Source organism: Roseateles sp. GW821-FHT09G03, assembly GCF_059416045.1.
On record NZ_JBWKOK010000011.1, the window covers coordinates 71480 to 95011 of the forward strand.

At 70.2% G+C, this 23532-nt stretch carries 23 protein-coding genes; 2 read left to right on the plus strand and 21 right to left on the minus strand.

The genetic code is table 11. From position 1 onward, the window contains the following. Positions 1-8: 8 nt before the first annotated feature. The 4 genes from AC07OZ_RS28055 to ybiA form a co-directional block, all read right to left on the minus strand. Positions 9-377: a hypothetical protein gene (locus AC07OZ_RS28055; protein ID WP_495470305.1), complete on the minus strand. Its 369-nt coding sequence runs from the start codon at positions 375-377 to the stop codon at positions 9-11. A 46-nt stretch (positions 378-423) separates the two neighbouring features. Then, the gene (locus tag AC07OZ_RS28060) at positions 424-777 is read right to left on the minus strand and encodes a hypothetical protein (protein WP_495470306.1); all 354 of its coding nucleotides are present in this window, start codon (positions 775-777) and stop codon (positions 424-426) included. Between the two features lie 90 nt (positions 778-867). Further along, positions 868-1434 carry an RNA 2'-phosphotransferase gene (locus tag AC07OZ_RS28065; RefSeq protein WP_495470307.1) on the minus strand — a complete coding sequence of 189 codons (567 nt, stop codon included), beginning with the start codon at positions 1432-1434 and terminating at the stop codon, positions 868-870. Then, a complete protein-coding gene (ybiA, locus tag AC07OZ_RS28070; RefSeq protein WP_495470308.1) occupies positions 1431-2015 on the minus strand; it encodes a riboflavin biosynthesis intermediates N-glycosidase in 585 nt (194 codons plus the stop codon). The genes AC07OZ_RS28065 and ybiA overlap by 4 nt, the downstream gene beginning before the upstream one ends. 139 nt (positions 2016-2154) lie before the next feature. Here ybiA and AC07OZ_RS28075 point away from each other — a divergent pair, with 139 nt between their 5' ends. Both AC07OZ_RS28075 and AC07OZ_RS28080 read left to right on the plus strand, forming a co-directional pair. Continuing rightward, on the plus strand, positions 2155-2874 hold the full coding sequence (locus AC07OZ_RS28075) for an NUDIX hydrolase (protein WP_495470367.1): 720 nt from the start codon (positions 2155-2157) through the stop codon (positions 2872-2874). A 1-nt stretch (position 2875) separates the two neighbouring features. After that, the gene (locus AC07OZ_RS28080; RefSeq protein WP_495470309.1) at positions 2876-3796 is read left to right on the plus strand and encodes an ADP-ribosylglycohydrolase family protein; all 921 of its coding nucleotides are present in this window, start codon (positions 2876-2878) and stop codon (positions 3794-3796) included. Between the two features lie 22 nt (positions 3797-3818). On the opposite strand, the gene AC07OZ_RS28085 is transcribed toward AC07OZ_RS28080, so the two are convergent. The 17 genes from AC07OZ_RS28085 to cobU all read right to left on the minus strand — a co-directional run bounded on the left by AC07OZ_RS28085 (position 3819) and on the right by cobU (position 23481). Further along, the gene (locus AC07OZ_RS28085; RefSeq protein ID WP_495470310.1) at positions 3819-4388 is read right to left on the minus strand and encodes a hypothetical protein; all 570 of its coding nucleotides are present in this window, start codon (positions 4386-4388) and stop codon (positions 3819-3821) included. Between the two features lie 204 nt (positions 4389-4592). Next, a complete protein-coding gene (locus AC07OZ_RS28090) occupies positions 4593-4979 on the minus strand; it encodes a nuclear transport factor 2 family protein (protein WP_495470311.1) in 387 nt (128 codons plus the stop codon). A gap of 14 nt (positions 4980-4993) precedes the next feature. Further along, on the minus strand, positions 4994-5716 hold the full coding sequence (locus tag AC07OZ_RS28095; protein WP_495470312.1) for a YIP1 family protein: 723 nt from the start codon (positions 5714-5716) through the stop codon (positions 4994-4996). Between the two features lie 151 nt (positions 5717-5867). Then, positions 5868-6911, minus strand: coding sequence for a nicotinate-nucleotide--dimethylbenzimidazole phosphoribosyltransferase (cobT, locus tag AC07OZ_RS28100; protein WP_495470313.1), 1044 nt, complete (start codon positions 6909-6911; stop codon positions 5868-5870). Between the two features lie 80 nt (positions 6912-6991). Then, the gene (locus AC07OZ_RS28105; protein WP_495470368.1) at positions 6992-8482 is read right to left on the minus strand and encodes a cobyric acid synthase; all 1491 of its coding nucleotides are present in this window, start codon (positions 8480-8482) and stop codon (positions 6992-6994) included. A 14-nt stretch (positions 8483-8496) separates the two neighbouring features. After that, positions 8497-9612, minus strand: a complete 1116-nt coding sequence (locus tag AC07OZ_RS28110) for a pyridoxal phosphate-dependent aminotransferase (protein ID WP_495470314.1) — start codon at positions 9610-9612, stop codon at positions 8497-8499. Beyond that, the gene (cbiB, locus tag AC07OZ_RS28115) at positions 9609-10550 is read right to left on the minus strand and encodes an adenosylcobinamide-phosphate synthase CbiB (protein ID WP_495470369.1); all 942 of its coding nucleotides are present in this window, start codon (positions 10548-10550) and stop codon (positions 9609-9611) included. The genes AC07OZ_RS28110 and cbiB overlap by 4 nt, the downstream gene beginning before the upstream one ends. Positions 10551-10669: 119 nt before the next feature. Continuing rightward, complete coding sequence (gene cobO / locus AC07OZ_RS28120) at positions 10670-11239, minus strand: cob(I)yrinic acid a,c-diamide adenosyltransferase (RefSeq protein ID WP_495470315.1); 570 nt, start codon at positions 11237-11239, stop codon at positions 10670-10672. Between the two features lie 83 nt (positions 11240-11322). After that, positions 11323-13485 carry a TonB-dependent receptor gene (locus AC07OZ_RS28125; protein ID WP_495470316.1) on the minus strand — a complete coding sequence of 721 codons (2163 nt, stop codon included), beginning with the start codon at positions 13483-13485 and terminating at the stop codon, positions 11323-11325. Next, positions 13482-17726, minus strand: coding sequence for a cobaltochelatase subunit CobN (gene cobN / locus AC07OZ_RS28130; RefSeq protein ID WP_495470317.1), 4245 nt, complete (start codon positions 17724-17726; stop codon positions 13482-13484). The genes AC07OZ_RS28125 and cobN overlap by 4 nt, the downstream gene beginning before the upstream one ends. Continuing rightward, complete coding sequence (locus AC07OZ_RS28135; protein WP_331616690.1) at positions 17723-18055, minus strand: DUF2149 domain-containing protein; 333 nt, start codon at positions 18053-18055, stop codon at positions 17723-17725. Before AC07OZ_RS28135 ends, cobN begins: the two co-directional genes overlap by 4 nt. Beyond that, positions 18052-18513 carry a hypothetical protein gene (locus AC07OZ_RS28140; protein ID WP_431287637.1) on the minus strand — a complete coding sequence of 154 codons (462 nt, stop codon included), beginning with the start codon at positions 18511-18513 and terminating at the stop codon, positions 18052-18054. The genes AC07OZ_RS28135 and AC07OZ_RS28140 overlap by 4 nt, the downstream gene beginning before the upstream one ends. A gap of 11 nt (positions 18514-18524) precedes the next feature. Further along, positions 18525-19931 carry a cobyrinic acid a,c-diamide synthase CobB gene (locus AC07OZ_RS28145; protein WP_495470318.1) on the minus strand — a complete coding sequence of 469 codons (1407 nt, stop codon included), beginning with the start codon at positions 19929-19931 and terminating at the stop codon, positions 18525-18527. A 79-nt stretch (positions 19932-20010) separates the two neighbouring features. Continuing rightward, positions 20011-20877, minus strand: a complete 867-nt coding sequence (locus tag AC07OZ_RS28150; protein WP_495470319.1) for an ABC transporter ATP-binding protein — start codon at positions 20875-20877, stop codon at positions 20011-20013. Next, positions 20874-21896 (minus strand): FecCD family ABC transporter permease, encoded by a 1023-nt coding sequence (locus AC07OZ_RS28155; RefSeq protein WP_495470320.1) that lies wholly within the window; start codon positions 21894-21896, stop codon positions 20874-20876. Before AC07OZ_RS28155 ends, AC07OZ_RS28150 begins: the two co-directional genes overlap by 4 nt. Continuing rightward, positions 21896-22858: an ABC transporter substrate-binding protein gene (locus tag AC07OZ_RS28160; RefSeq protein WP_495470370.1), complete on the minus strand. Its 963-nt coding sequence runs from the start codon at positions 22856-22858 to the stop codon at positions 21896-21898. The genes AC07OZ_RS28155 and AC07OZ_RS28160 overlap by 1 nt, the downstream gene beginning before the upstream one ends. 5 nt (positions 22859-22863) lie before the next feature. After that, entirely contained in the window at positions 22864-23481 is a 618-nt protein-coding gene (gene cobU, locus AC07OZ_RS28165; RefSeq protein ID WP_495470321.1) for a bifunctional adenosylcobinamide kinase/adenosylcobinamide-phosphate guanylyltransferase, read from the minus strand. Positions 23482-23532: the final 51 nt, after the last annotated feature.

Consider the following 23532-nt stretch of genomic DNA (forward strand, 5'->3'; position numbering starts at 1 on the left):
GGGTGGCGTCAGGCGCGCGGCGGCCGCAACAGCGGCTGCGTGCAGCGCTGAGGCTCGTGCAGCTGGGGCGTGGGAAGCGGACCCGCCTGCGGCGGCGCGACGCGCATCGGGCGCGCGTCGGGCTTGCAGTGGTCGGACATGTCGTCCGAGGTGTCGCCGAGTTCGAAGAGCAGGGCGGCGATGTCGGCGGCCTGGTCGTCGTCGGCACTCGCCTGCGATGCGGCGATCACCGCGACAGCCGGATCGGCCGGTTGCCCGTCGACCAGCAGATGTTGCGCATGCGCGACACCCGCGGCGAACATCGTCACGCCGGCGGCGGCGATGCCGTACGCGGGAACGAGGATCGTCAGGACAAGGATGCGGAGCCAGCGGGTCACGGGCGGGATTCTATCGATCCGCCTCGTGACGCGCGGCGGCGCGGTCTCAGTTGTCCGGTCCCTGGACGAAGTAGACCGAAGGGACGAAGCCCCAGAAGGGCAGGCTGCCGCAGGTGTAGCCGTTCTCGTCGTAGTAGATCATCGCGTTCTTGCCCGTCAGCTTGGCGCTCAGCAAGGTCGCATAGACGGACTTGCAGGTGGCCGCGGAGGCCCGGCCTGCGCCACCGTTGAGGTTGCAGATCTTGTGGATGGGCGTGCTGGACAGGCTGACCGTGACATCGCCGCCCAGGTCGATGCCGAGGTAGGTGACCGCGCCGGTGCACGAATAGTTGGCGTGCGCGGTCGAGGCGACCAACGCCAGGGACGCGACGGCAGCCGTCGCGACGCGTTTCAGTTTCATCATGGGTTCCTCCCTCTGAACGCCGTTGGGCGACCGCAGCAACCCCATGTCCCTGGGTACGACTGCAACGGCGGGTCGGATGTTAGAGGCTCACGGCACGGACATCACTGTCAGATAGGCGGGCGGCACGGCATCGGTCAACCAGACCCCGTTCTCCGTCCTGAAGAACTGATGACCGTCCCGGTGCATCCGGCCGGCATCGACTTCCAGCAGCGCGACCTTGCCGTAGCGCGAGCCGACCTGCCGCGCCGTGTCGGGGTTCTCGCTGAGGTGCACATGGTGGCGTTGCCGCTTGTCGAGCCCCTCGGCGAGGATGGCATCGAGGAAACGCGTCGCGGTGCCGTGCAGCAGCGTATCGGGCGGAGTCGCGGGCGGCAGGTCGAGCACCACGTCAACGGAGTGCCCCTGGTTCGCGCGGATGTGCAGCCCGTCCTCGCTGAAGGCGAAGCGCTGCTTGTTGTTGGTCGCGACGATCTCGCGGAGCAGCGCCATGTCCAGCCGCTTGCCCGCGGCCTGCGCACCGGCGAGCAACGCGTCGACCGTCACCCAGCCGTTCTCGTCGAGCGTGAGACCCAGCGTCTCCGGCTTGTGCCGCAGCGTCAGGCTGAGCAGCTTGCTCAGCGAGGTCAGTGTCTTGTCGTTGTGCAAGTCGCTCATGGTTCGGTCGTCTCCTTGGCCGCCTTCAGCCGCGCGCGGACTTCCATCAACGCGAAGCCGAGCAGGTTCAGCCCATTCCACTGCGCAGGGTTGCGGGCGTCGGCATCGTTCGCCGCGAGCCCGATGCCCCAGACGGGATCGACGGGGCTGGCCTCGACCAGCACCTGGTCGCCGGTACCCAGCAGAAACCGTCGCAGCGGACCGTTGCCTCCGAACTTGCCCATGTTGGCGGCCACCACGATGTCGAAGCGGTGCTCGGCCCATCGACGTTCGTCGAAGCCAGCGACCTGGCGACCGAGTTGTTTCGCCAAGTCGGGGGTCTTGGCTTCCAGGATCTGCTGACGCAGCACGTGGTCGCCGAAGAGCATGGCCTTGGCCGCCATCATGAAGTGCTCCGCCGTACGGAAGGTCTCCGTGCCGACCTGGAACGACGCGTCGTACCACTGGCTGAAGCAGGAAGCGTTCACGCCGCGATCCTTCGGCGGGCGATGTCCCCAGAAAAGGATGTACTCGGCCGTATGGCCGGCCTGCAGGGATTCCACCAGGCTGCGGACGTCCCGAGCTGCGCTGGTTTGATTCATTCTTGTTCTCCCAAGGTCTGTCGAGTTGTATAGTGCAACTCATCGAAGGTTGCACAATACAACTCTCCGACTATCCAATCAAGCGACAACGACGATGACCACCGATGCTTCGCGCCGGAAACCACAGGCCGCGCCGGCGATGCCGCCCGCTCCGCCGCCTTTCCCGCTGCCGTTCACGACCGTCGACGTGGTGATCTTCTCTGTCGTCGAGGACCAGCTGCGGGTGTTGCTGGTGCAGCGGCCGTCGAAGGACGAGGAGCCTTTCCCCGGCCGTTGGGCGCTGCCGGGCGGCTTCGTGGATGTCGACCGCGACCGCGATCTGGAAGCCTGCGCGCGGCGCAAGCTGTCCGAGAAGACGGGCGTCGCCAGCCCGTATCTGGAACAGCTCGGCAGCTGGGGTGGCCGGGACCGCGACCCGCGCGGCTGGTCGGCGACCCACGTGTACTTCGCGCTGATGCCCGCCGACGGCGTGACGCTCGCCAAGGGAGCGAACGCCGCCGACGTCGGCTGGTTCGAGGTGGAGACGCTGCTCAAGCGCCCGCGCCTGGCCTTCGACCACGCGGCGATCCTGAAGACCGCCGTCGAGCGCCTGCGCGGCAAGGTGGAGTACACGTCGCTGCCCGCGTTCCTGTTGCCCGTGGCCTTCACGCTGCCGCAGCTGCAGCGGATGTACGAGGTCGTGCTGGGTCGGCCGGTCGACAAGAGCGGCTTCCGGACCCGGATGCTCGCCGCCGGATTCCTAGAAGAAGCGGGACCGATGGCCGGCGATGCCAATCGCGCGGCGATGGGCTATCGCCTGCGGGACCGCAAGAGCGCGGTGGTGTTCCCGCGGACCTTCAGCCCGCGACAGGGAGAGTGACGTGACGACATCGGAAGCCGCGCTCCGGCGCGATCGTGCACTCGGCGCCTTGCTGGGGCTGGCCTGCGGCGACGCCGTCGGCACCACGGTGGAGTTCGAGGCGCGTGGCAGCTTCGAGCCGGTCACCGACATGGTGGGCGGCGGCCCCTTCTCGCTGGCGCCCGGGCAATGGACTGACGACACGTCGATGGCGCTGTGCCTCGCGACCAGCCTGGTCCATCGCGACGGATTCGATCCGGTCGATCAGATGAACCGCTACGTCAACTGGTGGCAATGGGGCTATCTGAGCAGCACCGGCGAATGCTTCGACATCGGGATCACCACGGCGAAGGCCTTGCAGCGCTATCAGGTCTCGGGCGACCCGTACGCCGGCGATACCGATCCGCGCAGCGCCGGCAACGGCTCGTTGATGCGGCTCGCGCCGGTGGCGCTGCATTTCCTCTCGGATCGCGCGGCGCTGCGGCAGAACGCGCGCTTGAGCTCGATGACCACGCACGCCGCCGTCGAGGCGGTCGACGCGTGCGAGCTGTTCGCGGATCTGCTGGCCCGCGCCATCGACGGTGACGCGAAGGACTCGCTGTGGGCCACGTCGCGCGACGCGCACCTGAGCATGACCGTCCGCAACGCCGCCGACCCGTCGCTGCGCGACAAGGCCGTCGACCAGATCAGAAGTTCCGGCTACTGCATCGACTCGCTCGAAGCGGCGATGTGGTGCTTCGCGCGATCGTCTTCCTTCGAGGCAACGATCCTGACTGCCGCCAATCTCGGGGGCGATGCCGACACGGTCGCTGCGATCGCGGGGCAACTGGCAGGCGCACATTACGGCGCATCGGCGATTCCCCCGCAATGGCTGGAACGGCTCGCGATGCGAGGCGAGATCGAGCGCCTGGCCGATGCCTTGCTGACGACGGTTCCGGGCTGAACACAGACCGCCGCGCGCGGCCTCATCCTTGCAGGAACGGCTGGAGCCACCGTTCGAAGTCGTCCTGCCACTCCTGCTGCGCCGCCTCGAGGATCGCTTCCGGATCGTCGACCGGCGCGATCTGCAGCCGCTCCCGCAGCCACTCGAGGTAGGCGTCGAGTCCCTCGCTCTTCCGGTAGTGGTGCTCGCTGCGGAAGTAGTGGACACGATCGAAGTCGATGCGCGGCTCCGCGTCGCAGCTGCTGACGCGCAGCAACTCGCGCACGTCGCGCGCGACGATCCATTCGCCGCCTTCGTCGCCGAAGGCCACCACCGGCCAGCGGTCCGGCATGGTCGCCTGCGACGGGTCCGGATTCCACAGCGCATAGAACGACCCCGACGCGGTCGCCCGCGCGAACGGGATCAACCGCGCCAGGAAGGCGGGATCCTCTGACCAGCCGTATCGCAGGCCGTCGTGGTCATCGTCCTTCAGCGTCAGCGCGGCGGAGTAATTGCCGTAGCCGATCTCGTTCTGGAAGCGCAGCAGCGCCAGCAGGGACTCGGGAACGGGCAGGTCGCCGAAGGGCGCGGCGAAGTCGGTCGGGTCGATCATGGGAGGAGCGGGGAGTCGGTACAACGACCGGCTGGACCCGGTCAGCCCCGCCACTCTGGACAGCCGCGGAGCCGACGAGAATCTAGCGCCCATCGGCGTTGCCGCGACGTGACCTTCGTCCACTCCCGCGCCGATGTCCCTCAACCCGGCGTCGCACGCGGAATGTGCGTCAGCGCACCAACGCGGGCGCCGACCCGGTGCGCCTCACCAGGCCTGTGCGGCCGGCGTCCCCTGGTGATACCGCATCTGCCAGCCCTGCGCCGTCCTCAGCCAGAGCGAGGACCGCAGCGTGTGATGGACCAGCGAGCCGTCCTCCTGCCGATGCGCCGAGCGGTAGGTCAGCAGTGCCGCGTCGGGCGCGAGCGGCGCGATGCGGAACTCGTCCGGCACGACCTTCGGCGGCTCGTGGTCGTCGGCGAGCCAGCGGATGATGGTCTCGCGGTCGTACTGGCGGCCGGAGCGGCCGACCTCGTGGAAGTCCGGGTGCAGCAGCTGCGACAGGCGCTCGGCGCTGCAGCGCACACCGGGGTGGTGGAGCTCGACCTCCAGCGCGCGGAGCGTGTCGAGCAGCGACAGGTCGGTGTCGGACATGGCGGCGCTGTCGCTCACGAGGCGTCGCCCATCGCGGCTGAGTAGGCCGCGAACGCCACGGCGGAGAAGATGGACGCGTAGAACGCGACCGGCACGACGAGGAACCAGAATCGCGCCTTCCAGCGATGCAGCGTGAACACGGTCGTCGCCCCCGCGTAGCTGATCCAGCAACTCCAGAACACGGCCACCATGGCGATCCGGCCGCTCCACATGTCTTCCGAGTACCAGGACTCGAGATAGTTCGCGTACATGGCCGTCTGCATGACGGTCGCGACGAGGACCGGCAAGGTGTCCGTCAGACCCTGGTAGGCCCAGACCCTCCGGGCCAGCGCGGGATCCACATCGCCGCCGCCGCTCCATTCCAGGCGCGCCCGGAAGAACCAACCCGAGATCACCCAGGCGAAAGCCGCGGCCAGGAGGCCGGCGGCGAGTGCGAGTCCCCAGTAGACGCCCCAGGAGCCCATCACCAGGGACGTGAAGTCCTCCTTGGGCAGGTCCTGGCCCGTGATGGCGGACTTCACCAGTCGCTGGTCGATCCGGTCCATCACGCCGACCACGCCGACCAGATAGACCGTCAGCAGGAGTTCCGGCTGACGGAAGAGCCGTCCGGTGTCGCTGAAGAAGGCGCGAGGTTTGAAGAAGAGCTCGAACACGCTGCGCGGCGCGAGCGGAGACGGGGACGGCTCGCGCGTAGTCGAAGGCGACGACGCCGGCGAGGCGGGCAGATCGGAATGCATGCGGAGGTCCTCCCGAGACGGTTCTTGTAGGTGGCGGCGTGTCGCCGCGGAGCCGATTGTCGCCACTACGTCCCGACCCGGGCACGAGGACCTCCCGGAAGCGCTTCGCTATCGCCCTTCCGCTGATGCTTCGTCGCTCATACCGTACTGCTCATGCCTTGTCGCTCACGCCCGCCGAATCGAAGCTCGCCATCTCGCCGAGAACGCGGCAGGCCGACTCCAGCAGCGGCCAGGCCAGCGCCGCGCCGGAGCCTTCGCCCAGGCGCAGGCCCAGGTCCAGCAGCGGCTGCGCGTTCAGCGTGTCCAGCATCAGCCGGTGGCCCTGCTCGTTGGAGCGGTGCGCGAAGATGCAGCGCTCCAGCACCGCCGGCTGCAGCTTCGCGGCCACCAGCACCGCCGCGCCGGTGATGAAGCCGTCGACGACGATCACGCGGCGTTCCAGCGCCGCCTGCAGCACCGCGCCGACCATCATCGCGATCTCCAGCCCGCCCAGCGCGGCCAGCGCCGACAGCGGCTCGGTGGCGCGCGGGTGCTTCTCCAGCACGCGCGCCAGCACGCCCAGCTTGTGACGCAGCTGCGCGTCGTCCAGACCCGTGCCGCGCCCGACGCAGTCCGCCAGCGCATACCCGCCCAGGCGCGACAGCAGCAGCGCCGCCGACGAGGTGTTGCCGATGCCCATCTCGCCCAGCAGCAGCGCATTGCCCGGCCGCTTCTGCAGCAGCGTCTTGCCGGCGGCGATGGCGGTCGCGCATTCGTCGACGGTCATCGCGGGACCCTCCAGCATGTCGCGGCTGCCCATCGCGATCTTCGCGATCAGCAGGCCAGGCCGCGGCTCGAAGGTGTGGCGCACGCCGGCATCGACGACGCTCAGCTGCAGTCCGTGCTGGCGCGCCAGCACGGACACCGCCGCACCGCCCGCCAGGAAGTTCTCGACCATCTGCCAGGTCACGTCCGACGGGAAGGCCGACACGCCGTGCGCGGCCACGCCGTGGTCGGCGGCGAAGACCATCATCTGCGGCTCCACCAGCTTGGGCTGCTCCGTGCCCTGGATCAGCCCCAGACGCAGCATCAGGCCCTCCAGCCGGCCCAGCGACCCCAAGGGCTTGGTCTTGCGGTCGATGCGGTGCTGCAGTGCCGAGGCCAGCGCCGCGTCGTGCAGCGAGGGGATCGAGGGAATCAGGTCTTGCTTGGTCATGGGGACTTCTCGGGACATCGAGGGAAAGAGGGGAGGCGGCGACAGCGGTGCGGTCGACGCCCGCGATGACGATGGGGGGCCTACGGCGACGGCGATGAAGACGGCGACAGCAGGCCCATCAGCACGCCGGGCGCGAAATGGCGGTCGATGTAGTCCGCCAGTTCGTCGAAGACCTGCTCGAGTGGACGAGCGGGGCGGTCGAACAACGCTGCCAGCACGCGGTCGTCCTCGAACAGGCCGTGCAGGTAGTGGCCGAGCGCGGGGCCGTGCTGCCAGCCGAGCGGCTCGCCAAGGCCGTCGAACAAGACCGGCCGCGCCGCAGGCAGGCCGGGGTGCTGCGCGGTGCGGCCGTGGTGGATCTCGTAGCCCCGCGCGATCTGGCCATCCAGCGACGACCATGGCGCGTCCAGCGACGGCGCGAAGCGGCACTCGGCCTCGCGCAGCAGCTTCTCGCGCTCGAAGAGCGTCACCAGCGGCAGCAGGCCCAGGCCCGGCGCGTTGCCGTCGAGGCCGTGAGGATCGACCAGCGCCTCGCCCAGCATCTGCAGGCCGCCGCAGATGCCCAGCACGCGCCGGCCGGCGGCGGCATGCGCCGCGACCGCGACATCGAGCCGCTGCGCGCGCAGCCACGCGAGATCCGCCGCCACTGCCTTGGAGCCCGGCAGGATGATCCAGTCGACACCGTCGAGCTCGGCCGGCGTGCGGGCCCAGCTCAGGCGCACATCGGGCAGGTTGCGCAGCGGTTGGAACTCGTCGAGGTTGGACAGGCGCGGATAGGCGATCACGGCGACGCGGATCACGCCGCGTCCGTCACCACCGGCACCGTTCGCGCCGAAGCCCCCGGTCGTCCGGTCGTCGAAGACGCCGTCCTCCTCGGGCAGGCCGTGGCCGCGCCACATCGGCAGCGTCGCGAGCGTGGGCACGCCGGTCATCTGCGCCAGCATCTCCGGACCCGGCGACAGCAGCGCCGCGTCGCCGCGGAAGCGGTTCAGCACGAAGCCGCGGATCAGCGCGCGTTCGTCCGCCGGCAGCAGCGCGTGCGTGCCGTACAGGTGGGCGAAGGCGCCGCCGCGGTCGATGTCGGTGACCAGCAGGCAGGCCGCGCCGGCCTCGCGCGCGGTGCGCATGTTCACGTAGTCGGAGCTGTGCAGGTTGATCTCGGCGGGCGAGCCGGCGCCCTCGATGACGACGACGTCGTTCTCCTCCAGCAGCTCATGCAGCGCACCGCGTGCGCGCGTCCACAGCGCCTCGCTGCGCTCGCGCCACGGCGCGCGGCTGAGCGCCTCGTCGACCTCGCCCAGCACGACGACCTGCGAGGCCGTGTCCTTCTCCGGCTTCAGCAGCACCGGGTTCATGCGCACCTCGGGCCGCGCGCGGGCGGCCAGCGCCTGGAAGTACTGGGCCGATCCGATCTCGCCCTGCCGGCCGTCAAGACCTGGCACCACGCGCGCGTTGTTGCTCATGTTCTGCGCCTTGTACGGCGCGACGCGCAGGCCCTGGCGCGCGTACCAGCGGCACAGCGCCGTGGTGAGGAAACTCTTGCCCGCGCCGCTGGTGGTGCCCAGCACCATGACGGCCCGCCCGCTCACAGCGTCTCTCCAAACGGATGGGTGGTGTCGAACGCGCCATGGCGCGACGGCGGCGACGGCAGCGGCGTGTGGCCGCCGAAGGTGAACATCGCCGTGGCCAGCGCCTCGACGGCTTCCGGCGATTGCACCGACACGCGGACCAGCCCCGGCAGGCCGAAGGAGGTCGCGTCCCGCAGCTTGATGCCGAGCGCGCGCAGGCCTTCGAGCAGCGGCTCCGGCACGCCGTGCCACGGCGAGGGCAGCGCGGCCAGCCAGAAGTTGGCGACGCCGCCGTCGATCTGGTCGAAGCCCATCGCCTCCATGCGTGCCCATTGCGATGCGCGCCACTCGCGCAGCAACGGGAGCGAAGCTTCCAGCTCATTGCGGATGGACGGCGTCGTCCAGGCCTCGAGCAAGGCCTGACCCTCGGAGGACAGCACCCAACTGGGCGCGAGCTCCGCGACCCGGTCGATCCAGAGGCCGTCGCGCGGGCCGATCAGGTAGGCGCCGCGCACGCCGGTCAGCCCGAAGGCCTTGTTGGGGCAGAGAAGCCGCCACGCGCCGTCGGCGATTGCCTGCGGCAGCGCGCAACTGCCGGCCAGGCGCAGCGCGTCGTAGGCCTGGTCGACGACGAGCTGCGAGCCGCTCTGCCCGAGCGCGAGCGCCACGGCCGTCCACTCGGCGGGGCCGAAGCTCGCGCCGGTGGGGTTGTTGGGATCGCAGACCCAGACCAGCGAGGGCAGATTGAGCGAGTCGGCGAGCTCGAAGGCGTCGTCGTAGCCGGTCACCTGCAGGCCGAGCGCGTGCGCGGCCGCCGCGTAGTCGCCGAAGCCGGGCTGCGGCACGCAGACGCGCGTGACGCCGGAGAGCATCGCGGCGAGCGTCAGCCGGCGGATGGCCTCCGAGCCGCCGGAGGCCGGCAGCACGCGGTCGGGCTCGACGCCGTGCCAGTCGCCCAGACGGGCGCGCAGCGCGGCGTAGGCGGGATCGGGATAACGCAGCCGGTCGGCGCGCAGCACCGCGTCGAGCGCGGCCGGCGGCGGGCCGAGCGGATGGGCGTTGGTCGAGAAGTCGTGGCGCACCGGCGGGCCGGCGTCGGTGCCACCGTGCATGAGCGGCGGGAAGCGGTTCATCGCGCGAAGCCCCCGCGCAGCGTCGCGGCACCGAGCGCCAGCAGCGCCGCCAGGCCCAGCATCGCGCCGGCAGCGAGCCGCCGGGCGGTGACCATGTCCCCAGCGACGACCTCGCTGCCAGTCGGGTTGAGCCGGTAGTGCCCAGGCTTGCTCAGCACACGGCCCAGCCGCAGTGCCATCGCGCCCATGGGCCAGCCGCCGTTGGGCGAGGGCGTGCGCGTGGCTTCGCGCAGCAGCGGCGCGAGCAGCGCCGGCCGCAGCGCGATGAGCGCCAGTCCCGTCAACCGCGCCGGGATCCACGACAGCACGTCGTCGGCGCGCGCGGCCCACTTGCCGGCCCATTCCCAGCGTCCGCGGTAGCCCCACATCGCGTCGGCGGTGTTGGCGAAACGGTAGACCGCCGCGCCCGGCAGGCCGGCGACCATGAACCAGAACAACGGCGCGATGACGGAGTCGTTGAGGTTCTCCGCGAGCGTCTCGATGGCGGTCTCGCGGACCTCGAGCGCGGAGAGTTGAGTCGTGTCGCGGCTGACAAGGCGCGACAGCTGCGCGCGGCCCTCGTCGAGCGAGCGCGACAGCGCGGTCTCCACGGCGGCGACCTCGTCGCGCAGCATGCGCCACGCAAGCATCGGCTTCAGCGCGAGTCCCAGCAGCAGCGCGCCGACGGCGAGTCGCCACCCGCCGAACCAGGGTTCCAGTCCCGCGATGACCGCGTGCTCGATCGCCCAAGCGGTGAGGGCGGAGATCGCGATGCCCGCGGTCCAGACGAGCGCGCCGCCGATGAACGCCGCCTTCGGCGACATCCCGCACAGCCGGTCCCCGAAGAGCCCGAGGAAACGGCCCATGCCGACGACCGGATGCACGGCGGCGGGCGGCTCGCCGAAGCATCGGTCGAGCAGCAGCGCGATCGGGATCGCGAGGGCGAGCAGCCAGGACATCGGACTCATGGGACGGGTGGCAAGAAGCGTCGTGAGGCGTCGGGAAACGCCCAGGGACGGGGACGGCGAGGATGAAATCTGGCGCGCAGCTTAGCGGCCCGGACGCCCTCGGAGGGAAGTCAATCCTCAATTCCGCGTTGAGCCGGCACTCCTGCCTTGAAGTGGTGTTTCACCATTGTCATTTCCGTCACCGTGTCTGCCAGATCCATCAATTCCTGCGGCGCATTGCGCCCGGTCAGGCAGACGTGGACATGCGACGGCCGCGTGCGCAGCGTCTCCAGCACCGGCTCCAGCTGCAGCCAGCCGTAACGCAGCGGATACATGATCTCGTCCAGCACGACGAGGAAGTGCTCGCCGTCCAGGATCGTGGCCTTCGCGCGTTCCCAGCCGTCGCGCGCGAGCTGCGCCGAATGGTCCAGGTCCTTGCTCTTCCACGAGAAGCCGTCGCCGAGCCCCTCGATGGGCACGCCGATCTGCTCGAACAGGCGGTGCTCGCCGAAGCGCGCGCTTGGCACCTTCATGAACTGGTAGATGTGGACCTTGCGCCCGCGTCCGTGCGCGCGGAGCGCCAGTCCGAAGGCAGCGGTGCTCTTGCCCTTGCCGTTGCCTGTGTGGACGATCACGAGCCCGCGGCGTTCGCCGTCGGGAATGATGCGCACGCGGTCGACGGGCGGTTTTTCGATTTCCATGTCAGTGCCTTTCTTTCTCACTCTCCCGCTTGCGGGAGAGGGCAGGGGTGAGGGCCGCCGGCGGTGGCAGTACGGAAGCCTCTTCAGATCCGCGCGCGCAGGCTCAGTCGGAAAGTGCGCGGCTCCATCGGATGCACGAGGCGCCCGTTGATGCCTTCGCCGTTGTTGCAGCCCGCGCCTTCCGCGCGCGTGCAGGCGGCGCCCCAGTACTCGATGTCGTTGGCCTTGGTGTCGAAGAGGTTCAGCACGTCGAGTCCGAGCTGCCAGCGGTCGCTGAGCTGGTAGCCCAAACGCCAGTTGGCCGTGAACACGGCCTTGGACTTCTGCGTGCCGGTTTCCTCCAGCGCATACGCACCCAGGTAGCGCAGCTTGAACCCGCTGGACCACGGTCCCGCGGGCGCCCAGTTGGCCGACATCGACGCCGACCACGGCACCGCGTTGGGTACGCGCTTCCCGCTGCCGAACTCGGTCTCGGTCGCCTCGACGAAACGCGCACGCGACCAGGCCACGTCCGCATCGATCAACCAGTCGCGCCCGAACTGCACGTCGTTGGACCATTCCAGCCCCACGCGCTTGGACGCGCCGCGCGCCTCGGTCACGCCCTCGTCGCCGACGAAGACCAGCTCCGATGCCAGGTTGGCCTGCCACAGCGCCAGGCTGGTGGTCCAGCCCTTCGCGGGCTTGGTGCGCAGGCCCAGCTCGGTGCTCTTGGTGCGCGCCAGGAGTGGCAGCGTGTCGGTCGGGCTGCCGTCGGCGGGATTGATCGTGGTCGTCGCCCCGCGCGCATCGTTCGAGCGGAACGCGCGCGCCCAATGCAGGTAGGCCTCGGTGTCCGCCGCGACGCGCGCGATCAGGCCCAACTTCGGGCTGAACTGCGACTGGCTGGCCTTGCCGCCGTTGTCCATGTTGAACTCGCCGCCGGTGGGCGACACCGTCGCGCGCATCGTGTCCCAGCGCGCGCCCACGGTGCTGCGCAGCCAGTCGGTCCAGCGGCTGCCGAGCTCGACGAACAGGCCGGCGCTGTCCTGGCTGACGCGGTCCTCGCGGACCGTGTGCGTGCGCACGCGATCGACGGTGTCGTACAGCCCGAGCGTGCCGATCTTGTCGTGTCGCCACTGCAGGCCCCAGGTCACCTGCTGATCGGCCGGGAGCCACGCGGCGGGCAACTGATGCTTCAGCGAACCGCCCCAGAGCTTGCGATGGTCGGCCTGCTCATGCTGGTCGCCATCGGGACCGTTGATGTAGCCGGACGGCGCGGAGAACAGGTTCAGCGCGTAGTCAACCGCCCAGGCGTCGGCGGTCCACTGGCCGCTGCCCTGGTTGTAGGCGAAGCCGCCGCTCAGGCTGTGGCGATGCGTGCGGCCGCCGTCGTTGGCCACCAGCGTGCCGTAGCGGCCGATCTCGCCGCTGTCGATGGCGCGCTCGGGCACGTGCTCGCTGGCGCGCCAGGCGGCGCTGTAGCTCAGCAGGTCGACGTGCGCGCCGTTGCGTTCGTCACCGCGCGTCAGACGCAGCACCGCGTTGCGGCGGTGCAGGTCTTCCGCTTGGTCCCACGGGCCGTCGTAGACGCTGCCCTCGGCCGCGCCCAGCAGCGTCCAGCCACCGCCGAGCTTCGTGCTGCCCGCCGTCAACGCGCGGCGGTAGCCGTAGGGGCCGGCCGTCACTTGCGCGAAGGGGCGATCGATCTCGCTCATGTAGCCGATGCGCGCGGCGCCGGTCGTGGCGAAGTCGCCGTCCTCCGCATTGAACGCGCCCTTGCGATACCGCAGGCTGTCGACCAGCTCCGGGATCAGGAAGTTCAGGTCCATGTAGCCCTGGCCGTGCGCGTGGCTGGCCATGTTCACCGGCATGCCGAGCACGAAGGTCGCGAAGTCGCTGCCGTGGTCGAGGTTGTAGCCGCGCAGGAAATACTGGTTGGCCTTGCCGTCGCCGCTGTGCTGCGTGACGGTCATGCCGGGCATCGCCTCGAGCAGCTCGGCGGGGCGCAGCAGCGGGCGCAGCGCCAGGCGCTCGACGCCGACTTCGCCTTCGGAGGCGCTCTCGGCCTCACCCAGCTGCGCGCGGCTGCTGATGCGGACGGTGTCGAGCGTGCGCGAAGGCGAGGCCTCGGCGGCAGGATTCTGAGCCGCCCCCTGCTGCGCGCTCTGCGCCTGCGCGGCGCACGCGAGCAGGCAGATCGCGCTCGCAATCGCCGTGGCGGTGACCGTGGGCGGCAACGCCCGGGTCGAGTTCTTCTTCGAGTTCATGCGCTTCCCTGGGGGATCAAGTTGTTGTCGTTCTGGAAGAGGGCAGGGCCGCCGTGCGGATCGCTGGAGGAGCGCGAGGCGTTCGCTCGCCGCGATTGCCACATCGCGCCGCCGCACATCAGCAGCGCCATCGCGATCCACGCGAGCGCCTGTTCGAGGCGCTGCGCGGTCGGCGCGGCGGGCGTCGGCTTCGGCGGCTCCGGCACGCGCTGCAGCGCAAGACCGCGCACGGTGGGCACGGGCGGCACTGCGGGCGTTGCGCGCTGTTCCGGAGGCTTCGATCTGGCGGGAGGCTGTGCTGCAGCAGGCGTGGCAGCCTGGATGGCCGGCACGTCCTGCGGCAATTGATCAGCGGTCCAGCGACGCACCGCCGCCAGCTCGTTGTTCAACGGCGCCGCCTTCGTCAGATCGCGGTAGAGCGAGGCGATCTCCTGCTTCGTCTGCGCGTCCGGCTTCCAGTAGCCCATGCGGTCGGCCTGCACCAGACGCTCCAGCGCCTGCGCGTAGGCCTGCGGGTTCTGCTTGAGCCACTCCGGCAAGCCGAGCTTGTGCTTGTCCTTGACCAGCACGTCGTAGAAGCTCTGCCAGTGGTCCGCCCGCACGGTGCCCGGCGCGATGCTCTGCCAGCCGAAGCTGTACTGCACCGCCTTGAGCACCTGCAGCGCGCCGGACCAGCCCTCGGCCTGCTGCGCCTTCAGCCAGCCGGGATGCAGGTAGCGGGTCTGCATCTCCAGCGCGATCGCCTGCGCGGCGGTCTCGGTGTGCTGCTCGGCGGCGTCCTGCAGTTGACTCACGTGCAGCGCGATGTCCTTCGTGCTGCCGGCGACCTTCGCCGCCGCGGCCAGTCCGCCGAGGTACTGGAACGGGTCGTCGCTGCTGACCATGGCGTAGAGATGGCTGCTGCGCGACATCAGCGCCGCATCGGTGTGGCGCAGGTGCGCGCCGAGCGCCTGCTGCGCCTGCGCGGGCGGCACGCTGAGCGGCTCGCCGTCGACGTAGGGCTGGCTCATCGTCGACAGGAACAGCTGGCCCAGACGCGGATCGGTCCGACCGTCCTTGCCCTTCAGCCCGTTGTCCTGCACCGCGTCGGCGATACCCGTGCCGTAGTCGCCGGCCGGATTGCCGAACACCCGCGCCTGCGCCAACGCTTGCGCTTGAGCGGGCTTCAGCCCGGCCTTGCGGAGCTCACCGGCGATCGCGCGGTTGTTGCTGGCGATGGCGTTGTCGGATTCGGCTTCACCGGCCGCGGCCACCGCCTGGTCGATCAGCTTCATCAGCGCCGGGAACTGGTCGCGGTAAGAGCCGGTGATCGACAGCAGCACGTCCACGCGCGGACGGCCGAGCTCCTTGGGGCTGAGCAGCTTGATCGAGGTCGGCCGGCCGGTCGCGTCCCACACGGGTGTGGCGCCAAGCGCCACCAGCGCCTGCGCTTCCATGATCCCCTGGTGACGGAGCGTCTCGCCGGCCCACAGCGAGAGGGCCAGGCGTTGCGGTGCGGTGCCGGCCTTGGCCTGCTCCTCGTACCAGCGCTTGAACAGCGCCTGCGCGGCCTCGAAGGCCTGCTTCGTCGGCAGCCGCTTGGGGTCGAGGCCCGTCAGGTTGCGGCCGGTCGGCAGGCTCTCCGGATTGCGGAGCAGGTCGCCGCCGTAGGCCGCGGGGATGAAGCGGCCGTCGAGCGCGCGCAGCAGGCCGGGCATCTCGCCTTCGGTCGAGAGCCGCGTCGCCATCTCCTGCGCCCGCAGCGCGAGCTGGTACAGCGCGGCCTGGTCGATCGGCTTGCGCGCGGCGCGGTTGGGGACGAAGCCGTCGCCGCAGGTGACCATCGGAGCGCTCGAAGCGGCGCCCGGCGCGGAGGCCGCATGCTTGAGCTCCGCCGCCACCGCGGAGGCCGCCGAAGCTGCCGCCGCCGTGCCGGCCGCGATGCAGGCCGAAGGCCGCAGGTCGAGGTGGCTTGCCGCCTCCGCATCCTTCAGCGCGAGGTCCAGCCAGCGCGCCGGCCGTGCCGTCGCCACGCCTTCATGGTTGATGAGGAAGGCCTCGTCGATGTCCTCGCCGAGCGCCTCGATCAACGGCACGCGCAGCAGCTGCAGGATCGATCCGCGGCGCTGGTCCTCGTCGGGCACGACGCCGAACACCGCCAGCCCCTTGGGCTGCGAGCTCTGCGCGAGCCGGTCCAGATACGGATGCAGCAGCTCCAGATACCCGCTGAAGTTCGCGGCGATCTGCTCGGCGCTCCATCCCAGGTCGCGATGCAGGTTGTGCTCGACGAACTGCTGGATCATCTGCCGCTCCAGCCCTTGTCGCGTCGGACCGGGATCGACGGTTTCCCACTCGTGCATCAGCTCATGCATGTGGGCCATCTGCGCGTTGAACCCGGCTGGCGCGAAGCTCGGCGTGCGGTGGCTCACCATCAGCGCGCGGCCGCGGCGCTTGGCGGTGAGCGCCTCGCCGAGGTTGTCGACGATGTACGGATAGATCACCGGCGTGTCGCCGAGCGGCAGCCACACGGGGTCCATCACATCGGGCCCGCGGATCTTGCCCGGCGCCCATTCCTGCGTGCCGTGGGTGCCGAAGTGGATGATGGCGTCGGCCTGCCGCGCCCACAGGTAGGTGGCGAGGTAGTGGTGCGACAGCGGCGTCTTGCTGCGATGCATGAACGGGTCCTGCCCGTTGCGCAGCGTTTCCTCGCGCGGCGGCTGCGGCAGCACGGTGAGCGCGCCCAGCTTCAGCCGCGGGATGACGAAGACGGACTCGCCGCGCACGCGCAGCACGTAGCGGCTGCTGGCCGGCGTGCCCCAGCGCGCGACGATGGGATCGCGCACGGCCTTGGGCAGCGCGTCGAACCAGGCGGTGTAGCGGGCGAGCGGGAAGGCCTCGGCCTCGTCGGCATCGAGCAGCGCCTGCAGATCCGTGCCCGGGTAATACGCCGACAGCATCGGTTTCAGTCCGGAGATCCAGTCGGCCTCGGCCATCGGCGTCACGCCGTAGCCCGCGTCCTTCAGGCCGGTGCTGACGCGCGCGAGGCTGCGTGGCACGTTGAGGAACGAGGCGCCGAAGTTGCTCCCGCCCGGCGGGTAGTTGTAGACGAAGGCGACGAGGCGCTTGTCGGCGTTCGCCTTGGTCTGGAGCGCGACCCAGCGCGCGGCCTTGCCGGCGACGCTGGCGGCCTGACGCTCGATGAGCTCTGGCTCGCCGCGCTTCGGATGCGCGACGACGACGACCGGGTCGATGAGTCCGGCCGCCTCCGGCTGCGCGAAGTAGAACGGGATGTCGGCCTGCGCCAGACCGGTCTCGCTGCCTTCCCACACCGAGGCTTGATCCTGGCGATAGGGCTGCGTCTGCAGCACCGGTACGCCCCAGCGCTCGAAGGTCGGTTGCAGCGTTGCGCCTTGCGGCAGCAGGCTGTGATTGACGATCACGCGTGCCTGCACCTGGCCGTCGCGCTCGAGCAATTCCGACAGCGGCTTGTCGCTGAGCAGCCCACTGAACGCGGCGTACGCGAGCAGCCCCTGCTTGCGGAACATCGCGAGCCAGCGGTCCAGCCACTCGGTGTTGCCTTGGACGAAGTGATAGCGGTGGAGCAGGATCGCGACGGGCTCGCCGCGCAGTCCTTGTTGCGCGGCCCAGGCGCGGAACTCCGCCGCGTCGGCGAAGAGCTTCGGAGCGCCGGGGTAGTGGATGCCGCGCTGAGGGATCAGCTGCGGAGGGCCGAGGTCCGGCGCGTGCTTCCCATCGAGTTGCGCCCGTGCGATCGCGAACGCCGCGCGCGTGTTGACCGGACCGCCGGCCTGCAGATAACCGCGCAGGCTGCGATCGCTCGCCGCGGGCTCGCCCGCGGGAATCCACAGCACGCGCTGGGCGGGCAGGGCGGCGCGCTGCAGCGCGGCGTCGACGATCTGATGCAAGCGTGCTTCCGCCGTCGCATGCGGGATGTCGATCCAGACGAGGTCCGCCTCGCGCAACGCGCGATCCAGCGCCGGATCCTTGTCGACCGGCGCGCCGCGCAGCGGGTACTCGATCTGGCGCACGTCGAAGCCGACGGCCTTGCCCTCGCGCTCCAGCAGCGCATGCTTGGCGGCGGGCGTGATGTCGACGCTGAGGAACAGCACGCGCGATGCCGTGTTGGCCTTGTTCACCGCATTCGCGGCGGTCGCGGTCGTCGCGGCGATCGCCACGAGCGGCGCGCACAGCGCCAGGGCCGCGACCGTCAGGCCGCGAACCATCAGGGACGCGATCCTCATGGCTTGGGCGCTTCCCCGGCCTCGGGCACGTAGATGATGGAGCCGTCCTTCATCTTGTACGCGACGCCGGCGCGTTCGCCCTGGCCTTCGGCGTTGCCGCCGTTGCCGCGGTACTTGATCTCCTGGCCGTCCTTGCGCACGATGATCTCCATGCCCGGCTGGCCGGGATTGCGGATCACCGTCTCGTCCGCGTGCGACTGCTGCTGCAACGCGACCGCCGTCAGCAGCGCGACGACCAGCACAAGGAACACGTCCACCAGGTTCACGGCGGACAGCATCGGATCGTCATCCTCCTCGGCGAGGATGGAGAGGCGGCGGCCGGCGCTCATGCCCAGCCCTGTTCGGTCTTGATGGCGAGCAGTTCCGCCAGCAGCCAGCGACGGCGGATCGAATACACGACCAGCGCGATCGCCGCCGCGGCCAGAGCGAGCACCACGCCCGAGAACGCCGAGCTGAAGACCGCCAGCGCGGCCTGGCCCTGGCCGGCGGCGACGCTCTGCAGCGCCGGGCCGAGCGGCACCATCGTGGCGATCAGCCCCAGCAGCGGCGCGACACGGCCCAGCAGGCGCGGCGCCTCCAGGCTGCGGACGATCTGGAGCTCCAGCGTCTCCAGGTTGCTGGTCGCGTGCACCTTCAACTGGCGATAGCCCGGCTGACGCCGCTGCACGGCCTCCATCACCGTGGCGCCCGCCGTCCACAACGAATAGACGAAGCCGAGGGCAACAAGGATCAGCACCGGCCACAACAGGGCCTGCGCGATGTGGGCGAATCCGGATTCGAGGAACATGGTCGTGGGGCTCAGGGCTTGGAAGAAGAATCGGTGCCGCCGAAGAACGCCGAGATGGCGTCCGGGTTCGACGGGAAGTAGTGGTGGACGTAGCTCGCGCGCAGCGAGCCGAAGGCATAGAGACGCTCGGCGGCGCGGCCGGCGTTCGGATTGGTGGCCGTGGCGATCGGAGACAGCGGCGTCTCCATCGCGGAGTAGTGGAAGGTGTGGCCTCGGAGCTCGCCCTCAGGCCAGGCGATCGTCTGCAGCCCCAGCGCGGCCAGCCGCTTCTGCATGGCCGCGCGGCCCGGCATCTGCGCCGCCATCGCATGCGCCACGCCGTCGGCATCGCTCAGCTCGTCGAGCAGCACCAGCATGCCGCCGCATTCGGCGAGCAGCGGCTTCGCAGCTTCCAGGTGCGACGCCAGCGCACCGAAGAAGCGCGGATGTTCTAGGAGCGTCTCGGCATGCAGCTCCGGATAACCGCCAGGCAGCCACAAGGCGTCGCACTCGGGAAGATCCTCGCCCGCGATCGGACTGAACTCGCGCACATCCGCGCCCAGGTCGCGCAGCAGGTCGAGATTCGCCGGGTAGATGAAGGAGAAACACGCGTCGTTCGCGACCGCGATCCGCTTGCCTTTCAGCGACGGACCCTGCGGGAGACCGAGCCCGAGACGGGAGGCCGGGGGCCCCTTTTCTCCATCTCCCTCCTTTGCTTGCCTGCCGGCAAGCAAATTCCCTCCTTGAGTTACGAAAAGGGGCCCCCGGCCTCCCGTCTCCGATCCGCTCTGGAAGAAGTCATTGACCGAGCCAGCCTCCCACGCATCCGCCCAGGCATCCAGCTGCTGGTCGATCTCCGGTAGCTCAAGAGCCTGCACCAGTCCCAAGTGCCGTTCAGGGAGTGAAAGCGCCACGTCACGCTTCAACGCGGCAATCAATGGAAGATCGTCCGGCAGCCCTTCGGCCACCATGCGCGCGTGCGCATCACTGCCCACACGATTGGCAATCACGCCAGCCACTTGAATGTCATCGCGGAATCGCGCCAGCCCCGTCGCCAACGCCGCAAAGGTCTGCGCCATCGCCGATGCATCCAGCACCACGATCACCGGCAGCCCGAAGGTCGCGGCCAGATCCGCACTGCTCGGCTTGCCGTCGAAGAGCCCCATCACGCCTTCGACCAAGATCAGGTCCGCGTTCTCCGCCGCCCTCGCAAGCAGTTGCCTGCAGTGCGCCTCGCCCCCCATGAACAGGTCGAGCTGGTAGACGGTGTGACCGCTCGCGCGCTCCAGCACCATCGGGTCGAGATAGTCCGGACCGGTCTTGAAGACACGCACGCGCAGCCCGCGTCGGCGCGCCGCACGCGCCATCGCGGCGGTCACGCTCGTCTTGCCCTGGCCGGAAGCCGGAGCGCTGATCAGGAAGGCAGGGCAGGCAGTCATCGTGAGAGGAGCAGGATCAATCGGGCGTTGGTGATGGTGGTGGTGACGCCGACGGCGTCGACATGCATGTCGGCGGCGCTCATTCGTTGAGCGCGATCCAGCGGCCCCGCACCTGCAGGATCAGCAGTCGCCCGTGGAAGACGCGTTGCAGCGCGTCGTGCGTCGCCGGCTCGTGCGGCGCGCCTTCGTGGACGATGCGGCCGCCGTCCATCACGACGAGCGTGTCCGCCTGCAGCGCGACGTTGAGCTCATGAAGGACGCTGACGACCGCTCCGCCCGCGGCGACGCGCTCGCGCACGATGCGCGCCCAATCGCTCTGATGCGGTGGATCCAGGTGAGCCAGGGGCTCGTCCATCAGCAGCACGCCGGCACGCACGGCCAAGGCGCGTGCCAGCAGAACGCGCTGCCGCTCGCCGCCGGACAAGCTGCCCAGCGCGCGGTCCTTCCATTCCCAGCTCTGCGTCTGGCGCATCGCATGCTCGACCGCCGAGTGATCGGCGGCGCTCGCCGGCGCCAGCCACGGCTGATGCGGCAGGCGGCCCAGCATGGCGATGTCGTAGGCGGTGAGGTCCTCCGAGGCCGCTTCGTTCTGACCGAGCCAGGCAATCTGTCGCGCGCGGTGCTTCGCTGGCCACGCGGTCCACGGCTTGTCGTCGAGGGTCAAGGTGCCGTCGAAGGGCAGCAGCCCTGCGATCGCGCGCAGCAGCGTCGACTTGCCAGCGCCGTTCGGCCCGACGATCGCCGTCCATGCGCGCGGCGCGAGCGCCAGCGTCAAGGCGTGCAGCACCGGCCGATGGCTCAAGGACAGCGACTTCAGATCGATGCGCAGCGACGGCACGTGGCCGAGATCGACGTGACGCGTGCCGATGTCTCCGCCGTCGAGGTCGCCGTCGACCTGGCCATCCACCGCCGAGCGGCCGGCTTCATCGAATCGGGCGGCGCTCATCGCGAACCTCCCATGCCGCCGAAATGCGCCTTGCGTCTATGCATCAGCCAGAGCAGGTAGCTGCCGCCGAGCAGCGCGGTGATGATGCCCACCGGCAGTTCCTGCGGCGCGATGACCCAGCGCGCGGCGATGTCGGCGGCAAGCAGCAGCGCACCGCCGGTGAGCGCCGAGAGCAGCAGCAGCGCGCCATGGGTCGTCGGTCCCCAGCTGCGCACGAGGTGCGGCGCGACCAGTCCGACGAAGGCGATGAGGCCGCATTGCGCGACCGCCGCGCCGGTCGCGAGCGAGAGCGCGGCGATGAGCAGCAGGCGGATCAGCGTGAGCCGCTGTCCGAGCGAGCGCGCGGTGTCCTCGCCCAGCGTCAGCGCATCGAGCGTGCGGCTGCAGCCCAGCGCGACCAGCAGGCACAGCGCCATCGCGACGACCATGACCTGCACCGCGCTCCAGCCGACGTAGCCGGTGCTGCCGAGCATGAAGGCCTGCATCGCCCGCAGGATGTCGGGGTTCATCAGCGTCAGCAGCGCGGAGCCGGAGCCCAGCACGACGCCGACGACGACGCCCGCGAGCAGCAGGCGCAGGCTCTGCGTGACGCCGCGCGCGAGCACGAGCGTGAGCAGCACTGCACCGATCGCGCCGGCGAAGGCCGCACCGGTCATGCCGACGCGCAGCGCGAGTGCCGCCGCCGCCGGCGAGACGCCCATGACGAAGAGCAGCGCCGCGACGCCGAGCGAAGCGCCCGCGGAGCAGCCCAGCAGATAGGGATCGGCGAGCGGATTGCGGAAGAGGCCCTGCGCGATGGCGCCGGCCAGCGCCAGCAGCGCGCCCGCGAGCCACGCGCCGATGGAGCGCGGCGCGCGGATGTCCCAGAGGATCATGCGCATCGTGTCGCCGCCCTCGGTCCACGGGCTCCAGCCCATGCTGCCGATGGCCAGGCCCAGTGCCAGCAGCACGGCGCCGAGCAGCAGCAGCGCCGTCAGCTGCGCCGCGGTCTTGGCGGAGAGCAGGGAGGACGCGCGCATCAGCGCATGCCCCCCGGCGGCGCGTTGAAGGGGACCGTGGGCAGCGGCACGGGACCGGCGGCCGCTTCGCGCAGGCAGCGCGCCATCAGCGCGGCCGCTTCCGACATGCGCGGTCCGGGCCGCACGAGCACGTCGGACTCCGACGGGATCCAGACGCAGAGGCGCTGGTTCTTCACCGCGCGGATCGCGGGCCAGCCCGGGCGCTGCGGTAGTCCCGCGGCGTTGCGCTGGCCGACCATGATGACCTGCGGGTCGGCGCGGACGATGAATTCAGGGTTGAGCTTGGGGAAGGGGCCGAGCTCGGCCGGGATGATGTTCTTCGCGCCGAGCCGCGTCAGGATCTCGCCCATGAAGGACGCGGTGCCCGCGCCGTAGGGGCCGGCGTCGACCTCGTAGTAGACGCTGAGGCCGCGGGCGCCGGGCGGCAGTGTGGCGGCGCTCTGCGCGATGTGGCCGTCGATGCGGTTCCACAGCCGGCGCGCGTCGTCCTCCTTGCCGAGGATCTGCCCCATCTTGCCCAGCACGCGCTGGACGTCGTTCATGCTCTTGGGCTCCAGCGCGACGACCTTCAGGCCCAGGCCTTCGAGCCGGTCGATGACGCGCGCGGAGACGCCCAGGACGACGACGTCCGGCTTGAGCGCCACCAGCGCCTCGATGCTGGTGTCGTCGAGACCGCCCAGGCGCGGCAGCTTCTGCACGCTCACCGGGAAGTTGGAGAAACGGTCGACGCCGACGACCTTCGCGCAGTCGCCGAGCTCGCAGATGGTCTCGGTCAGCGAGGGCAGCAGGCTGACGATGCGCCGCGGCACCTCGGGCAGCGTCACGGTGTGGCCGCGGTCGTCCTTCAGCGTGATCGGCGCGGCGACCGCGTTCATCGCGTGCGTCGCGATCATTCCCAGCAGCACGCCGCCCACGGCGGCCTGTCGCGTGAGTCCGATCGCGCCTCGCATCCAGCGTCCCATCGACTTCATCCGTTGCTCTCCTCGTTCGCTTCGTTCGCTTCGTTCGCGCCATGGGCGCTGTGGCTCGCGCCGTCCAGGTCCTCGACCGGTCGTGTCCATGGCTGTCCCGCCACCATCAGGGTGAGCTGGGCGCACTGCCGCGCGACGAGCTGGTTGAGCCAGCCGAGTTCATCCACGTAGGCGCGCACCTCGCGCCCCATCGGCATCACGCCCCAGCCGACCTCGTTGGACACGAAGACCACCGGCGACGCCAGTTGCGGCAGCAGGCGCTGGAGGTCGGCGCATTCGGTGCGCCAGTCCTCGAGTCGCGGTGCGCCGTCCATCGGCATCAGCCAGTTCGTCAACCACAGGGTCAGGCAATCGACGACGACCAGGCGCTGCGGCGACGACGCGGCCCGCAAGGCCTCGCACAGATGCAGCGGTGCCTCGAGGGTGTCGAAGCCCGCCGGCCGGTCGGCGCGATGGCGGGCGATGCGGTCGCGCATCTCGTCGTCATGGGCCTCGGCGGTCGCGACGACGGTGACGCGGTGCCCCGGCGTGCGCGCCCAGCGCAGCGCGAGGCGCTCCGCGTGGCGCGACTTGCCGCTGCGCTGGCCGCCGACGATCAGGTGATGAGCGGACATCCGGAACCTCCAGTGAAAGCCGGGCAGAGAGGGCCCGGCATCGAATGCTGA

Excerpts from the sequence above, each read along its gene's own strand:
- AC07OZ_RS28125 (WP_495470316.1), bottom strand. The coding sequence starts at position 13,485 with ATGAACTCGAAGAAGAACTCGACCCGGGCGTTGCCGCCCACGGTCACC.
- AC07OZ_RS28090 (WP_495470311.1), bottom strand. The coding sequence starts at position 4,979 with ATGTCCGACACCGACCTGTCGCTGCTCGACACGCTCCGCGCGCTGGAG.
- AC07OZ_RS28085 (WP_495470310.1), bottom strand. The coding sequence starts at position 4,388 with ATGATCGACCCGACCGACTTCGCCGCGCCCTTCGGCGACCTGCCCGTT.
- cobO (WP_495470315.1), bottom strand. The coding sequence starts at position 11,239 with ATGGAAATCGAAAAACCGCCCGTCGACCGCGTGCGCATCATTCCCGAC.
- AC07OZ_RS28155 (WP_495470320.1), bottom strand. The coding sequence starts at position 21,896 with ATGCGCGCGTCCTCCCTGCTCTCCGCCAAGACCGCGGCGCAGCTGACG.
- cobT (WP_495470313.1), bottom strand. The coding sequence starts at position 6,911 with ATGACCAAGCAAGACCTGATTCCCTCGATCCCCTCGCTGCACGACGCG.
- AC07OZ_RS28135 (WP_331616690.1), bottom strand. The coding sequence starts at position 18,055 with ATGAGCGCCGGCCGCCGCCTCTCCATCCTCGCCGAGGAGGATGACGAT.
- AC07OZ_RS28095 (WP_495470312.1), bottom strand. The coding sequence starts at position 5,716 with ATGCATTCCGATCTGCCCGCCTCGCCGGCGTCGTCGCCTTCGACTACG.
- AC07OZ_RS28145 (WP_495470318.1), bottom strand. The coding sequence starts at position 19,931 with ATGACTGCCTGCCCTGCCTTCCTGATCAGCGCTCCGGCTTCCGGCCAG.
- AC07OZ_RS28110 (WP_495470314.1), bottom strand. The coding sequence starts at position 9,612 with ATGAACCGCTTCCCGCCGCTCATGCACGGTGGCACCGACGCCGGCCCG.
- cobN (WP_495470317.1), bottom strand. The coding sequence starts at position 17,726 with ATGAGGATCGCGTCCCTGATGGTTCGCGGCCTGACGGTCGCGGCCCTG.
- AC07OZ_RS28075 (WP_495470367.1), top strand. The coding sequence starts at position 2,155 with ATGCCGCCCGCTCCGCCGCCTTTCCCGCTGCCGTTCACGACCGTCGAC.
- AC07OZ_RS28160 (WP_495470370.1), bottom strand. The coding sequence starts at position 22,858 with ATGGGACGCTGGATGCGAGGCGCGATCGGACTCACGCGACAGGCCGCC.
- cbiB (WP_495470369.1), bottom strand. The coding sequence starts at position 10,550 with ATGTCCTGGCTGCTCGCCCTCGCGATCCCGATCGCGCTGCTGCTCGAC.
- AC07OZ_RS28140 (WP_431287637.1), bottom strand. The coding sequence starts at position 18,513 with ATGTTCCTCGAATCCGGATTCGCCCACATCGCGCAGGCCCTGTTGTGG.
- AC07OZ_RS28150 (WP_495470319.1), bottom strand. The coding sequence starts at position 20,877 with ATGAGCGCCGCCCGATTCGATGAAGCCGGCCGCTCGGCGGTGGATGGC.
- ybiA (WP_495470308.1), bottom strand. The coding sequence starts at position 2,015 with ATGAATCAAACCAGCGCAGCTCGGGACGTCCGCAGCCTGGTGGAATCC.
- AC07OZ_RS28060 (WP_495470306.1), bottom strand. The coding sequence starts at position 777 with ATGAAACTGAAACGCGTCGCGACGGCTGCCGTCGCGTCCCTGGCGTTG.
- AC07OZ_RS28105 (WP_495470368.1), bottom strand. The coding sequence starts at position 8,482 with ATGGTGCTGGGCACCACCAGCGGCGCGGGCAAGAGTTTCCTCACCACG.
- AC07OZ_RS28065 (WP_495470307.1), bottom strand. The coding sequence starts at position 1,434 with ATGAGCGACTTGCACAACGACAAGACACTGACCTCGCTGAGCAAGCTG.
- cobU (WP_495470321.1), bottom strand. The coding sequence starts at position 23,481 with ATGTCCGCTCATCACCTGATCGTCGGCGGCCAGCGCAGCGGCAAGTCG.